Annotated in this window: 16 protein-coding genes, 1 tRNA gene and 2 pseudogenes; 13 read left to right on the forward strand and 6 right to left on the reverse strand. The window is 67.8% G+C overall.

From position 1 onward, the window contains the following. Positions 1-18: 18 nt before the first annotated feature. Positions 19-1242, forward strand: a complete 1224-nt coding sequence (locus ABLE92_RS01580) for an acetyl-CoA C-acetyltransferase (protein WP_348802764.1) — start codon at positions 19-21, stop codon at positions 1240-1242. A gap of 65 nt (positions 1243-1307) precedes the next feature. Here ABLE92_RS01580 and ABLE92_RS01585 read toward each other — a convergent pair whose 3' ends face one another. The 3 genes from ABLE92_RS01585 to ABLE92_RS01595 all read right to left on the reverse strand — a co-directional run bounded on the left by ABLE92_RS01585 (position 1308) and on the right by ABLE92_RS01595 (position 5299). Next, positions 1308-2165: a Bax inhibitor-1/YccA family protein gene (locus tag ABLE92_RS01585; RefSeq protein ID WP_348802765.1), complete on the reverse strand. Its 858-nt coding sequence runs from the start codon at positions 2163-2165 to the stop codon at positions 1308-1310. Positions 2166-2346: 181 nt separating this feature from the next. Then, positions 2347-3024 carry a TetR/AcrR family transcriptional regulator gene (locus ABLE92_RS01590; RefSeq protein ID WP_348802766.1) on the reverse strand — a complete coding sequence of 226 codons (678 nt, stop codon included), beginning with the start codon at positions 3022-3024 and terminating at the stop codon, positions 2347-2349. Beyond that, positions 2978-5299 carry an MMPL family transporter gene (locus ABLE92_RS01595; RefSeq protein ID WP_348802767.1) on the reverse strand — a complete coding sequence of 774 codons (2322 nt, stop codon included), beginning with the start codon at positions 5297-5299 and terminating at the stop codon, positions 2978-2980. The genes ABLE92_RS01590 and ABLE92_RS01595 overlap by 47 nt, the downstream gene beginning before the upstream one ends. Positions 5300-5430: 131 nt before the next feature. Between ABLE92_RS01595 and ABLE92_RS01600 the strand changes: the two genes are divergently transcribed. From ABLE92_RS01600 to ABLE92_RS01610, 3 genes are all read left to right on the forward strand, one after another. Further along, a tRNA-Leu gene (locus tag ABLE92_RS01600) sits at positions 5431-5504 on the forward strand. Positions 5505-5623: 119 nt separating this feature from the next. Continuing rightward, complete coding sequence (locus ABLE92_RS01605) at positions 5624-6139, forward strand: hypothetical protein (RefSeq protein WP_348802768.1); 516 nt, start codon at positions 5624-5626, stop codon at positions 6137-6139. A gap of 182 nt (positions 6140-6321) precedes the next feature. Next, positions 6322-6696, forward strand: a complete 375-nt coding sequence (locus tag ABLE92_RS01610; protein WP_348802769.1) for a hypothetical protein — start codon at positions 6322-6324, stop codon at positions 6694-6696. Positions 6697-6776: 80 nt separating this feature from the next. Here the strand turns inward: ABLE92_RS01610 and ABLE92_RS01615 are convergent, their stop codons facing one another. The 3 genes and pseudogenes from ABLE92_RS01615 to ABLE92_RS01625 all read right to left on the reverse strand — a co-directional run. Then, the gene (locus ABLE92_RS01615) at positions 6777-6971 is read right to left on the reverse strand and encodes an FCD domain-containing protein (protein WP_348802770.1); all 195 of its coding nucleotides are present in this window, start codon (positions 6969-6971) and stop codon (positions 6777-6779) included. A gap of 58 nt (positions 6972-7029) precedes the next feature. Next, positions 7030-7218 (reverse strand): annotated as a pseudogene (locus ABLE92_RS01620) (hypothetical protein); the annotation flags it as partial. Between the two features lie 2 nt (positions 7219-7220). Further along, a pseudogene (locus tag ABLE92_RS01625) lies at positions 7221-7451 on the reverse strand (GntR family transcriptional regulator); the annotation flags it as partial. Between the two features lie 75 nt (positions 7452-7526). Here ABLE92_RS01625 and ABLE92_RS01630 point away from each other — a divergent pair. From ABLE92_RS01630 to cynS, 9 genes are all read left to right on the forward strand, one after another. After that, the gene (locus ABLE92_RS01630; protein WP_348802771.1) at positions 7527-8219 is read left to right on the forward strand and encodes a response regulator transcription factor; all 693 of its coding nucleotides are present in this window, start codon (positions 7527-7529) and stop codon (positions 8217-8219) included. Further along, positions 8216-9598: a HAMP domain-containing protein gene (locus tag ABLE92_RS01635; RefSeq protein ID WP_348802772.1), complete on the forward strand. Its 1383-nt coding sequence runs from the start codon at positions 8216-8218 to the stop codon at positions 9596-9598. The genes ABLE92_RS01630 and ABLE92_RS01635 overlap by 4 nt, the downstream gene beginning before the upstream one ends. 47 nt (positions 9599-9645) lie before the next feature. Then, positions 9646-10032, forward strand: coding sequence for a hypothetical protein (locus ABLE92_RS01640; protein WP_348802773.1), 387 nt, complete (start codon positions 9646-9648; stop codon positions 10030-10032). Next, positions 10029-10988, forward strand: coding sequence for an FAD:protein FMN transferase (locus ABLE92_RS01645; RefSeq protein WP_348802774.1), 960 nt, complete (start codon positions 10029-10031; stop codon positions 10986-10988). Before ABLE92_RS01640 ends, ABLE92_RS01645 begins: the two co-directional genes overlap by 4 nt. Next, on the forward strand, positions 10985-11605 hold the full coding sequence (locus ABLE92_RS01650) for a hypothetical protein (protein WP_348802776.1): 621 nt from the start codon (positions 10985-10987) through the stop codon (positions 11603-11605). The genes ABLE92_RS01645 and ABLE92_RS01650 overlap by 4 nt, the downstream gene beginning before the upstream one ends. Beyond that, on the forward strand, positions 11602-12924 hold the full coding sequence (locus tag ABLE92_RS01655; protein ID WP_348802778.1) for an NADH-ubiquinone oxidoreductase-F iron-sulfur binding region domain-containing protein: 1323 nt from the start codon (positions 11602-11604) through the stop codon (positions 12922-12924). Before ABLE92_RS01650 ends, ABLE92_RS01655 begins: the two co-directional genes overlap by 4 nt. Continuing rightward, entirely contained in the window at positions 12890-13132 is a 243-nt protein-coding gene (locus ABLE92_RS01660; protein ID WP_348802779.1) for a ferredoxin, read from the forward strand. The genes ABLE92_RS01655 and ABLE92_RS01660 overlap by 35 nt, the downstream gene beginning before the upstream one ends. A gap of 113 nt (positions 13133-13245) precedes the next feature. After that, entirely contained in the window at positions 13246-13428 is a 183-nt protein-coding gene (locus ABLE92_RS01665) for a hypothetical protein (protein WP_348802780.1), read from the forward strand. 280 nt (positions 13429-13708) lie between these two features. Continuing rightward, positions 13709-14161 (forward strand): cyanase, encoded by a 453-nt coding sequence (gene cynS / locus ABLE92_RS01670; protein ID WP_348802782.1) that lies wholly within the window; start codon positions 13709-13711, stop codon positions 14159-14161. The last annotated feature ends 9 nt before the right edge of the window (positions 14162-14170 follow it).

The following is a 14170-nucleotide window of genomic DNA, read 5'->3' on the forward strand; positions in this document are numbered from 1 at the left end:
TGACGTAACCTGGGCCACATGCCTGAAGCCGTCATCGTCGCCCATGCACGCTCCCCGATCGGCCGCGCCGCCAAGGGATCCCTCAAGGACATCCGTCCGGACGAATTGTCCCGGCAGATGATCGCCGCCGCCCTCGCCAAGGTCCCCGAACTCGATCCCAAGGACATCGAGGACATCCACTGGGGAATCGGCCAGCCCGGTGGCCAGGGTGGCTACAACATCGGTCGCGTCCTGGCCGTCGAACTCGGCCACGACCACATCCCCGGCGTCACCGTGAACCGTTACTGCTCGTCGTCGCTGCAGACCACGCGCATGGCCCTGCACGCGATCCGGTCAGGCGAGGGCGACGTGTTCATCTCCGGCGGTGTCGAGAGCGTGTCGAGCTTCGGCATCTCCGGCGCAGCCGACGGGGCCCCCAATTCGAAAAACCCCGTCTTTGACGAGGCCATCGCCCGCACCGCCAAGACCGCCGAGGGCGGCGCCCCGGCGTGGCACGATCCGCGCGAGGACGGCGTCCTCCCCGACGTCTACATCGCGATGGGCGAGACCGCGGAGAACGTCGCCTCGTACACCGGCATCTCCCGTGAAGACCAGGACCGGTGGGGTGTGCGCAGTCAGAACCGGGCCGAGGAGGCCATCAAGTCCGGGTTCTTCGAGCGCGAGATCGACCCGGTCACGTTGCCCGACGGCACGGTCGTCAGTACCGACGACGGCCCTCGTGCGGGTACCACGTACGAGAAGATCAGCCAGCTCAAGCCGGTGTTCCGGCCCGACGGCACCGTCACCGCCGGCAACGCCTGCCCCCTCAACGACGGTGCCGCGGCGCTGGTCATCATGAGCGACACCAAGGCCAAGGAGCTCGGACTGACCCCGCTCGCGCGTGTGGTGGCCACGGCCGCGACCGGACTCTCACCGGAGATCATGGGTCTCGGCCCGATCGAGGCCATCCGCAAGGTCCTCAAGGTGTCCGGCATGGCGCTGTCCGACATCGATCTCGTCGAGATCAACGAGGCCTTCGCGGTGCAGGTTCTCGGATCCGCCGATGTCCTCGGCATCGACCACGACAAGCTCAACGTCTCGGGCGGGGCGATCGCGCTGGGCCACCCGTTCGGCATGACCGGTGCCCGCATCACCACCACGCTCCTGAACAATCTGCAGACCCACGACAAGACCTTCGGTATCGAGTCGATGTGCGTCGGCGGCGGGCAGGGCATGGCGATGGTGCTCGAGCGTTTGAGCTGACCAGACCCGATCAACGACAGAACCCCGCCTCCGGAATCCGGACGCGGGGTTCTGTGCTCTGGTGACTAGTCCGACTGGAAGTAGCTCAGCAGTCGCAGGATCTCGACGTAGAGCCAGACCAGGGTGACGGTCAGACCGAGGGCGACTCCCCATGCGGCCCGCGACGGCGCACCGGCACGGATCAAGCGGTCCGCGGCATCGAAGTCGATGAGGAAGCTGAACGCGGCGATCGCGATGCAGATCAGCGAGAAGATGATGGCGATCGGTCCGCCGTCACGCAGGATGCCCGCGCTCTGGGTGAACAGGCCGAGGATCAGGTTGCCGACCATGAGCACGATCACGCCGATCAGACCGGCGAACAGCATGCGGGTGAATCGCGGCGTGACACGGATCGCGCCCACCTTGTAGACGACCAGCATGCCGAAGAACACACCGAAGGTGCCGAGCACCGCCTGACCGATGAGCGCGCCGGCGTTGGCGCTGTCGGCGATGACCCAGTTGCCGAAGACATACGAGATCGAGCCGACGAACAAGCCCTCGAACACCGCGTAGGCGAGCACGATGGCGGGATTGTCCTGCTTGCGGCCGAAGCTCGCGACGAGGACGAGGATCAGGCCGACGATCGCACCCACGCCGGCCAGCGGGCCGGCGAGGGCTTCGTTGGACGCGCACAGGAAGTAGGCCACGATCGCCGAGATCGAGAGCACGCCGAGCGTGATCGCGGTCTTGGTGACGACGTCGTCGATCGTCAGTTGCCGTGTCGTGGGCGGGGCCGGGGTATACGGCTGGGTCGGCTGTCCGTACTGGTTGAACATCGCGGCCTGGCCGGCTCCGGCGGCGCCGGTTCCGAAGCCCGCATAGCCGCCGGCAGTCTGATTGTCGCGGACCACGCCGCGCATCACCGGATTGCTACTGTCTCGCACTGCTGCTCCCTATCTGAACCTGAGTGGACGTCGTGCCACATCGTGTGTGGACGGGACTGTTCTGCTGTGACCAACTCTGCTGTGACCAACGCGGAAGTCGCCCCCTGAGTTCCGACTTTACCTTTTCTTGACCATCATGGGGCGAGTCGACACCTGACCGATATGTCCGTATGGGCCGCGATCAGCGTCGCAGAGCGGCGAGCAGCCGTCGCAACTCGTGCGGCTGCTCGCATCCGGTGACCCCCATGACCGCTCGACCCAGACACACCGCGCGCAGCGTGACCTCCGCACGGTCGAAGTCCTCACCCCAGCTCAACGTGGGCTTGGCGATCATCAGCGAGGCGAGACCGTGGGCGGTCGACCACAACTCGAGCACGATGTCGCCGACGTCCGCAGGATCGAAGATCCCGGCCTCGGCGACCTCGTTGATCGTCTCGGTGACCCGGACGAACGCCGAGACCGCGAGCACCTCGTCGACCTTGGTGGTGGTGTCGATCGTGGTCGCCGAGAACGCCTGCCGGTACAACACCGGGGTCGACACGGCGAACCGCACGTATGCCATGCCCAGGCACAACGCCCGCTCTAGCGGGTCGTCGACGCCGATGGTCGCGGCCACCAGACGATCGTCGAGCTGTTCGAAGTACCGCGCACAGACGGCGTCGAGCAATGCGTCCTTGTCGGCGAAGTGCAGATAGATCGACGGCGGCGTCACCCCGACCCGCGTCGCCACCGCACGGATCGACACGCCCGCCGCGTCCCGCTCGTCGAGCAGCAGCTCGGTGGCCGCGTCGATGATCTCCTCGGCGAGGAGTTCACCCGACCCGCGGGGCGACCGACTTCGTCGGTGGGACCTGGTCACTGTTCTCCTGCTCATCGAAACCGGGCTGGTCGAATTGTCCGGCGGCCCCCTCTTCGGACAATCCGATGCGATCATGCAGTGCCCGCAGCGGGCGCGGCGCCCACCAGTTGTAGCGGCCCGCCAAACGCATGAACGCGGGGACGAGCAGCATCCGGATGATCGTCGCATCCATCAGAACGGCCAGCGTCAGTCCCACCCCGAACATACGCATGAACGACACCTCCGACACGGCAATCCCGGCGAAGACGATGCTCATCAGCAGGGCCGCGGCGGTGACGACTCGTCCGGTCCGGGCGATACCGACGGCGACCGCGTGATCGTTGGCCGCCCGGGTGCGGTCGGAGGACAACCATTCCTCCCGGATGCGTCCCAGCAGGAACACCTCGTAGTCCATCGACAATCCGAACGCGACGCAGAACATCAGCACCGGCATGGTGGCGACGAGGTATCCGGTTGCGGTGGTACCGAGGCCGTCGAGGTGCCCGTCCTGGAAGAACCAGACCATCGCCCCGAAGGTCGCCGAGAGCGACAGGATGTTGAGCACCAACGCCTTCAAGGGCAGCACCACCGAGCCGGTGAACAGGAACAGCAGGATGAACGTGGCCACGGCGATGATCAGCAGCACCCACGGCAGGTGGGCGTAGATCGAGTCGACGGTGTCGGTGTTGGCCGCCTGCATCCCGGTGATGCCGACGTCGAGGCCCGCGGGTGTCGGTACCGCCCGGAGCGCCTCGAGTTGGTCGGCCCCCTGCGGCGTCAGCGGCTGCACCTCGCTGGAGATCGTCACCAGTGAGGTCACCTGGCCGTCGGCGCCGGTCCGGTTGTCGGCGGGATCGGGCGGCGCGACCTGGTTGCCGTCGACGAAGCTTCCCACGCCGCCGGAGATCGAGGTCACCCCGTCCACTCGGGACAGCTCCGATGCGTACCGTGCGCGCGCCTGGTCGTCGGCCGGCCCGGAGATCACCACGGTCAGCGTCGAACTCAGGTCGTCGGTGAACTGGTCGCGGATCTCCTCCTGGACCTGGTGAGTGCTCGCCGATTGCGGGAGAACCCGGTCGTCGGGGAATCCGAAGGTGATCGAGAGGAAGGGCACGCCCAGGATGACGAGAAACGCGATGACCGCGGCCGCGACCGGGGCGGCATGCCGCAGCACCCACCCGACGAACCGATACCACCGGCTCTGTTCGATCGGCACCGGGGCCGGTTCATCCTGTCCCCGGAGCCTGCGGATACCGCGCCGCACGTCGAGCGCATCGATGCGGGCACCGAGGAGTGTGAGTACGGCGGGCGTCACGATCAGCGCCGCGAGGACCGCGATGACGACGACCCCCAGACCGGCGTAGGCGAAGGACCGCAGGAAGTACATCGGGAACACCGCGAGCGCGCACATCGACAGCGCCACCGTGACCGCGGAGAACGCCACCGTGCGCCCGGCGGTGTTCATCATGATGAAGATCGCGGTTCGCCGGTCCCGGCCGGCGGCGACCTCTTCGCGATAGCGCGTCACCAGTAGCAGGGTGTAGTCGATGGCCAACGCCAAACCCAGTGCGGTGGTGAGGTTGAGCGCGAAGATGGAGACGTCGGTGATCGACCCGACCAGACGCAGCAATGCGAACGTCACCACGATGGCGATGATGCCGACGACGATCGGGAGGGCCGCCGCGACGAGACCGCCGAACACCACGATCAGGACGAGGAAACTGATCGGGATGGCGATCGCCTCGGCCATCGCGAGATCCTTGGTGGTTTGTTCGTTGACCTGGCCGAACACCAGCGCCTGCCCGCCCGCGCGGACGGTGATGCCGTCGTGCTCCCCCACGAAGCGTTGTTCGATGTCCTCCGCGTACGCCGGTGCGTTGGCGTCACCGCCATCGATGGTGGCCACGATCAGCGCCGACGAGCGATCGGTGCTCAACAACGCGGGCGCCAGCGCGGGTTGTTGCCACACCGACAGGATCGGTTGTTGCACATGGTCGGTCGCGGCCAGGTCGGTGACCATCTGGCGTCCGAGGGCGACCGCCGCGGGATCGCCCCACATGTCGACGCCTGCTGGGCCGTCGAGTTTGAACACCAGTTGCGGACCGCCGCGCTCGAAGGTCTCGTTGACCACGGCCGTGGCCCGCGCGGATTCCGAGTTCGGGTCTTCGTATCCCGCCGAGAGCAGGTGCCCGGCCGCCGAGGCCCCGTAGAGTCCGCACCCGATGAGGATCAGGAACAGCACGGCCAGAACACGTTTCGGCGCGGATACAGCGATGGTGGTGATTCGGGTCAGCATGGTTCCCCCACGAGGAGTCAGTGACTTATCGCCGTTAAGTTAACGCTATTAAGTCACCGAGTCAACGGTGAGTACTCCGTTGGGACCACAGGATCGACGGTGCGGGCAGGTCTGGCATGCTGTTCAGCGCGGCCCCTATAGCCCAATTGGCAGAGGCAGCGGACTTAAAATCCGCACAGTGTCGGTTCGAGTCCGACTGGGGGCACGTATAACCGCTGGTAGACGGGCTGTTGCCGTGGGACCTGTAGTTCGAACGGGTGAAATGCCACCCCCGTGCTACCCAACGGTGCGCCCAATCGGGTCTTCCGTGGCACGATTCGCGAGGTGCACGTCAACACCCACCGACTTGCCGCTCGTGCGTGCTTCGCCGGATTGTCGGCCACACTCCTCGCGCTGTCTCTCTGCGCGTGCGATGGAGAGGAGCCGCTTGAATCCAGAGTTACGGACGCATGTACTGACGCTATTCGGAAGCACGCCAGCTTCAATGGCGCACCGCAGGGCGTGAGCGCTATCGGCTGGGACTACTCACACACCACCGTGACATCGATTGCCTTCTCCGACTTGCACGCCGAACAACCACCCGCGTCAGATACCCGCGAGACGAAGGCATGGACAATCACGGGGAAGGTAACCGCGAAACGTGAGCAGTCGGTACCTGATGGAACCTGGGACGACGACGGCGAGCCGAACCCTATCCAAGACTTGACATATGGAATCGAATGCGCGGTCGGCTACCGCGCGTCCGACGACACTGTCGTCGTCTTCAATTTGCGAACCATCGACTTGGTCAGCGGGGGCTCCCTCGGCACCACCCTGATGACCACCGAGCCCGCGCCATAGGTCGTCATTGTTTTGTCCGCAGTCTGGCTGCGTCATCTACCGAATAGCTGGATCACGTTGGTCGGTTCTGGTTGGGCCGCAGCGCTTTCCGGCACGGACGGCTCGGGCAGGTCGTTGAGCGCGCCGCCGCCCTCCTCCGGAATCCAGTCGCCGTAGGTATCCAGAGTGAGGGTGAACGTACTGTGGCCCTCGCGCCCGAACATGGCGTCGGCCTTGGCTCCACTGACCACGTCGGTGGTGACGGTGAGCAGTTCGTGGCCGTGCTAGTTGAGCTCGGCGTCGACCCGAATGATCGTGAGGCGCTGCTGTTCACGCGGTCCTCGCTGGTGACGGCGAGCGCCGCCGCAGGCAAGGCCGCGCCGATCGACGGAGTCACGACGGCACTGCGCGAGCCGGAGGTCCTGGCCGACGACGTGCGTCATGCCGCCCGGCTCGGCCTGACGGGTGAGTTGTGTATCCACCCGTCGCGGGTTCCCACGGTGCATGAGTGCCTCACCCCCAACCGACGAAGAGATCGCCTGGGCGCGTTCGATTGTCGCGGCTGCCTCATCAGGTGATTCGGCCATGTGGCCGTGGACGGTCACATGGTCGACGCCCCGGTGGTGGCCCGTGCCGAGCGCATCCTGGCCTCGGTCGATCACTGATCTCGGCGCTGCGCCAACAGCCGTCCGGCCTTTCGGATGTGATCGCTCATGGCAGTGCGAGCGGCGTCGGCGTCACGGCGGCGCAGGGCATCGATGATCGCCCGGTGATCCTGTGCCGACGCCTGCGGCCAACCCTCGACCGAGGCGAAGAATCGCCGCGGGGCGTAACTCAGGGAGGACGAGATCATCCACGAGTGTGGGTGAACCGGCCGCCGCATAGATGCCTCGGTGGAACTCGTGGTTGAGGCGCTCTACCTCGTCGTTGTCGCCGCGATCGACGGCCGCCTCGAGATCGGCCTGGATCGTCTCGAGCGCAACGAGGTCGGTCTCCTCGATCCGATCGGTCGCGCGGGGCGGTGAGCTCGCCGCCGACGAGAGCTCTGGCCGGTGAAGACATCGGAGATGTCGGTACTGCTCAGCGGCGCGACCATGAATCCGCGGCGCGGTTGCACCCGCAGCATCCCCTCGCTCTGCAGCGACAGCAGGCCCTCGCGCGCTGGCGTCGCCGACACGCCGAGTTCCTCGGCGACGTTCTCCGGCCGGATGAACTCGCACGGACGCAGTCGGCCGGAGACGATGAGTTCACGCATATATGCCGACACTTCGTCGGACAACCGGGGACGCCGTCGACGCCGCGCCGAGTCGTCGGCAATCGCACTGTCCGCCATGGTCTATAGAGTGAGCTTTCGACGCCGATATCCGCGGGCCCCGGCGCACCGACACGCAGGAAGACGACGATCGAGATGGCTCAAGTGCTACTGGTCGAGGACGACAGCGCCATCCGCACTGCGCTCACGCGCGGGCTGACCGATCTCGGCCACGTGATGAATCCGGTCGCCTCCGGGGTCGCCGCGATCGCCGAGCTCGGTGCCGCGCGGCCTGATGTGGTGGTGCTCGACCTCGGTCTGCCCGACATGGACGGCGCCAACGTCCTCGCCGTCACCCGGGCGATGCATGACGACCTCCCGGTGATCGTGGCGACGGCGCGGGACGACGAGCGCGACATCATCCGACTTCTCGACGCCGGTGCCGACGACTACCTGGTCAAACCGTTCTCGGCCGCACAGATGGACGCCCGAATCCGGGCGGTGCTGCGTCGATTGGGCACCGGGCCTGTCGACAGCGGGCTGTCGGTGGGTGGTCTGCGCCTCGATCAGGTCGGGCGTACCGTGACGCTCGACGGGCGGCAGATCGAGCTGACGCGCAAGGAGTTCGACCTGCTCGCACTGTTGATGCAGCACCCCGGTGAGGTGATCTCCAAGTCTCGCCTCCTCGCCGAGGTCTGGCATATGCCGTGGGGCGGGGGTGACCGCACCGTCGACGTCCACCTGTCCTGGTTGCGACGAAAGCTGGGCGAGACCGCCGCCACCCCCCGCTATCTGATCAGCGTGCGCGGCGTCGGGGTCAAACTCGTCGACCCCGAGGAGCCGCGATGAGCCTGAGGGCACGAATCCTTTTGTTGGCCATCGGGATCGCGTTGCTGATCATCGTCCTGGCCGGCATCCCGATCGCAGTCATGATGCGCACCACCGTCTACGACCACGCCGCTGAGGAGGCCCGGGACGCCGCGCAGGCGAGCGCCGACTACCTGAGCACGGGACAGTTCGACGACGAACTCCTCGCCCAGTACCTCGCCCGCGCCAACGACCGCTCCCGCGTCCAGGTGACTGTGGTGATGGGCGACGGCGACGTGCTCGGGGCGGCTCTGCCCGCCGGTGTCGAGACCCCGCCGGCGACCGGTGCGCGCCCGCACCACGAGCATGACCGCGACCCCCGGTACACCGATCTGGACAACGTATCCACCCCGCAGACCACCCGGACCACCGCAGGAGACACCGTGGCCACGGTGTCGGTCGGTGGTCCCCAGGGACGCGACACCGTGTACGCGGTCAATCCTGCCGATCACGTTCAGGACGAGGTCCGTGACCGCTACCTGCTGATCGCCGGCGCCGCGGTGTTCCTGCTGGCGTTCGCCGGGCTTGCCGCGGAGGTGACCTCGCGGCGCCTGGTCCGCCCGCTGCGCCAGACGGCTGCCACCGCGGAGCGGCTCAGTCGGGGTGACCTGCTGGCGCGGGCACCGACCACCGGGCCGAGCGACGTCGCGCAGGTGGCCATCGAGCTCAACGCACTCGCCGACCGCATCGACGAATTGCTGGCGTCCGAACGCGAGACCATCGCCGATCTGTCCCATCGCCTGCGCACACCGATGACCGCGATACGTCTGTCGGTCGAGGCGTTGCCGCCCGGCGAGCTGACCACCGAGCTCGAAGCCCACGTGGCCGCCCTGGAACGGACGCTCACCCAGGTGATCCGCGACGCTCGCCGCCCGCAACGCGAAGGCGTCCATCCGCGCTGCGACGCACGCGAGGTGGTCAGCTCGCGAGTCGCGTTCTGGCAGCCCCTGGCCGAGGACCAGGGCCGCGACGTGGACGTGTCGATCGCCGACGGCGACCTCCACGTGCGTGCCGCACGGGAGGATCTCGCCGACGCCGTGGACGCACTGGTCGAGAACGTCCTTGCCCACACACCCGAGGGAACCGCCTTCGCCGTGTGCCTCGGCCTGGCGGGCACGACGGTGTTGTTGGACGTGCTCGATGCCGGAGACGGCGTCTCGCCCGAAGCGCTGGCGCGTGGACGCAGCGACCGGGGATCCACCGGGCTCGGACTCGATATCGCGCGCTCGGTGGCCGAGAGCGCCGGCGGCGGGCTCGAACTCGTCACTGCCGAGACCTCGGGGATGTCGGGGATGTCCGGGGTGCGGCTGCGGATGCATGTGTCCACGACCGGTGCCGAGGGAGATTTGAGGTCGATTTAACGGTGTGACAAGGTCCCGCTGATACCGCTACGGCCACTGTGGGTGTCATGCCGAGTACCGCTTCGCCCGATCCACGCCGCCACATCCGGTCGCGCACCCGCGCCTACACCTTCACCGCCGCCGGGGTCTCCCTCGCGGCGACGCTCGGCTTCGGGATCGCCGCAGCGCACACCACCACCGCGTCGGGAACCTCCGGCTCGACCACTCCGAGCAGCCAGACCAGCAGCGGCGATCAGTCCGGGAACACCGGATCGGGCAGCACCGGATCGGGCAGTACCGGATCGGGCGGCACGGGATCAGGAAGCGGCCAGTCGAGCACCGATCCCTGGGGTTCGGGCGGCTCGCAGTGGAACTCCGGCGACGACTCGTCGGGCTCGTCCGGACTCATACCCGGCCACGGTGGGCCGTCCAACGGATCGACCCATTCGTCATGACCACGCGTCGATGGCAGGACTGGTCCTGCGAGGTCACGGTGAGCGTCGGTGCCGGCCCCGTCCCAGATGAGGCGACGACCATCGTGCGGGACCTGATGAGCGAGGTGGAGCAAGCCGTCAGCCGCTTCACCGATTCCGAGATCCAGTACCTGAACTCACACCCTGATTCGCCGATAACTCTGTCCCCGTTGGCTTTTCACCTGGTCGTCACCGGTGTCGAGGCCGCCCGGCGCACCGGTGGTGCGCTCGACCCGACCCTGGGCACCGATCTCGTACGGTGCGGCTACGACGACGACATCGCCGCGGTCCGCACCCGCCCGGCACCTGTGGTCGCAGATCGCGGCGGCCGGTCACGATCGGGACAGGCACGATCGGGACGGTCACGATCGGGACAGTGGCGCGCCCTGCGGCTCGATCACGAGCGCCGCGAGGTGACGGTGCCCGCCGGAATGACGGTGGACCTCGGCGCCACCGCCAAGGCGTGGACGGCCGACGAGGCCGCCACCCGCGTCGCACATGCCCTCGACACCCCTGCGCTGGTCGGTATCGGGGGCGACCTCGCCGCCGCCGGTCACGCCGAGCAGCCCTGGCAGATCGACGCGTCCGAGGTTCCCGGCGGTCCGGCGACACGAATCGGACTCGGGCACGGCGGACTGGCCACCTCGTCCGTCCTGGCCCGGTCCTGGAGCGACGCGACGGGCGGCACCGCCCACCACATCATCGATCCGCGCACCGGGGCTCCTGCCATCGGACGCTGGCGCACCGCATCGGTGTGGGCGCGCTCGGCACTCGCGGCGAACGTCGCATCGACCTGGGTGCTCGTCGAGGCGAACCCCGCGATCACCCACCTGCTCGCCGAACGCGCCCCCGCTCGCCTGGTGGGCACCGACGGAACCATCACCCGGCTCGGCACCTGGCCGCACGAGCAACCCACGACCCCGGAGGTGGCCGCATGACCGGCTGGTATCTGATCCGAGCACTGGGATTCGTGTCCTTGCTCGCCTTCACCGGCAGCATCACACTCGGGCTGGCATCGACGGTGGGGGCCCGCACCCCGGCCGGTGCCGACGCCCGGCTCATCCGACAACTCACCCACCGCTCGCTGGCCGTGCTCGGACTCATCGCGCTCGCCGGTCACATGGTGTTGACCGTCCTCGACAGCTACGTCGACGTCCCGCTGACGGCCACGATCCTGCCCTTCGGCTCCGGCTACCGACCATTGGCCATCGCGGTGGGCGTGATCGCGCTGTACGCCTTCGTCGTCACCGCGGTCTCCGGCTGGAGCCGGGGCAGATTCGCGCAGTCACCCGCTGCCGCCCGCGTCTGGCGGGTGATCCACTCGTGTGCCTATCTCGGCTGGGCGGCGAGCATCTACCACGGCTTCACCGCCGGCACCGACACCCATACCTGGTGGGCGATGGCGACCTACGCCGTGTGCACGGCCGCGGTGGGCATCGCATTGGTGATCCGAGGGATCGCCGCGCGCGACACCAGATACACGTCGAACCGGCTCGTCATCCCCTCCGCCGATTACGCCGATCAGTCACACCAACCGCAGGAGGTGGGGCGATGACCGCCTCGACGTCCATCCCGTCCGCACTCACTCCCACTCCCACTCCCACACCCATACCCCCCGCGCCGGTACCGGGCAGGACCCCACTGGGCACCGGCAGGCTACTGGCCGGCACCCGCGACGGTCGTGTCGGATTTGACGCCCATCTCGCCCGGTCGGGATATCCACGCCACCGCGACCTCGCGTGGTTGTGCGACGCATCGCGTCGTGTCGGACTCCGCGGTCGTGGGGGTGCCGGATTCCCGGTCGCCGAAAAGCTGGCCGCGATCCGGCCCGGCCGCTCGGTCCAGGTGCTGGTCAACGGCTCCGAGAGCGACCCCACGAGTTGGAAGGACCGCACCCTGATGCGGCAGGCCCCGCATCGTGTCATCGACGGCGCGCTGATCGCGGCGGCGGCACTGAACACCGACTCCATCACCGTCGTCACGCACGACGAACCCTCCGCCGACTCGCTGTGGCAGGCGTGTGCCGAACGCGCCGACGCCGGCTCCGTCGACATCCGGGTGGTCGGCGGCGGGTTCGTCGCCGGGGAAAGCCACGCCGTCATCGCCGGTCTCAACGGCGCACACCCCACGCCGCCGGGACGCCACGTGTCGGCGACCCGACGAGGTATCGGCGGGGCACCGACCTTCGCCGCTAACGTCGAGACCGTCGCACAGCTGGGACTGCTGGCCGAACTCGGCGTCGAACGCTTCGCCGAACTGGGCAGCGGCGGCGAATGGGGCACCGTCCTGCTGACCCTGAGCGGCGCCGTGGCCTCACCCGGAGTCGTCGAGGTCGCGACGAACACCCCACTGCTGGCGCTCCTGGGTGGCCGTGCCCCCGGTTCCCGGTCACCGCGCCCGGTACTGCTCGGCGGCTACCACGGCCGGTGGATCGGAGAGGAGACCACCCGGCTCGACCACGACTCATTGGCCGCACGCGGCCTCGACCGCGGCGTCGGGTCGATCACGGTGTTGCCGCCCCACACGTGCGCCCTGGGTGAGATCGCCCGGGTGGCCCACTGGCTGGCCGATCGATCCGCCGGGCAATGCGGACCATGCGTCTTCGGGCTGCGGGCCCTGGCCGACGATTTCTCGGCCTTCTATTACGGCGAACCGCGCGACCTCGACGCCATCCGACGGCGCCTCGGACTGGTCGCCGGACGCGGCAGCTGCCATCACCCCGACGGTGCAGTCGGCTTCCTCGGTTCGGCGCTGGGAATGCTCGGCGCCGAGATCGACCGCCACCGGCGAGGCGGCTGTGGCCGCGACGTGCTGGGAATCCTGCCCGTACCCGACACCAATGACCACCAGGACGGAGCCGATCATGGCCGGTGAGCAGGTAATGCGCGTGGACTGGACGCGATGCGACGGCCACGGACTGTGCGCGCGCATGATGCCCGAGCACATCGCCGTCGACGACTGGGGTTTCCCCGTCATCGACGGCCACCCGATCGAACGTGGACAGGTCCGGCAGGCCCGGCGCACGGTATCGGCGTGCCCCGCGCTGGCGCTGCGACTGGCAGATCCGGCCACCCGCGGCTGATCTCGGCCCCTCCGACAACCCCGGGGCACCCCACACCTCGACGACGGGAGGGCTCGACGACGGGAGGGCTCGACGACGGGGAGGGCTCGACCTGCGGCATACGCTGCACTGCGATGTCGCAGGAGCACGTTCCCGAGGTTTCCGAATCCCGCGGCATGTTCGCGTCGCTGCGCATCCACAACTACCGCCTGTATTTCGGCGGTCAGGCCCTGTCGCTGGCAGAGGGCTGCCACAGCTGCCGGCGAGGCGGTGACGAAGTGCCGCCGTGCTACCCCGGTGCTACCCGCCGACGCTGATCTGGCGGTGGTTCGGCGGTGGCCGTTACTACGCCATAGGTGGCGAGAAACAGTGCTTCACCTGTGGTGATTCCGAGACCGCCAAGGCGTTGCCACTGGTAGCCAAGGCCCAGACCGAGCGGACTGGCAGTACTTGAATCCCGCACAGTGTCGGTTCGAGTCCGACTGGGGGCACCCGTGCGCACATGTCTCAGCGGACAACAATCGTCCGCCCTCATGTGGACAACAATCGTCGTGCTGGTCATGGTTGACAGAACCGACTGTCCACCGAGGAGACCTCATGCCCAGCCCGATCATGCCGAAGTCTGACGCCGCCGAACTGATCATCGCCGAACGCATCCGGCAGGGACTCACCTGGGCAGACATCGCCGAGCGGATCGATGCTCCGCTGGTGTGGACGGTGTCGGCACTACTCGGATCGCACCCGGTGCCCGCCGACAAGGCGGTGGCGGTCTGCGCCATCCTCGGCCTCGATGACCGTGTTGTGGAGAGCCTGGTGCGCCAACCGACCCGGGTGGCCGATGACGCGGCCGCGGCCGATCCGACGATCTACCGTTTTCACGAGGCGTTGGCCGTCTACGGTCCCGCACTCAAGGAACTGATCCACGAGGAGTTCGGTGACGGCATCATGAGCGCCATCAACTTCAAGGTCGACTTCTCGCGGCGAGCAGACCCCGACGGAGACCGTGTCGTGGTGACCTTCGACGGAAAGTTCCTCGACTACCGCTGGTGACCACGGGCC

Source organism: Gordonia oleivorans (assembly GCF_040044975.1).
Taxonomy (GTDB): domain Bacteria; phylum Actinomycetota; class Actinomycetes; order Mycobacteriales; family Mycobacteriaceae; genus Gordonia; species Gordonia oleivorans.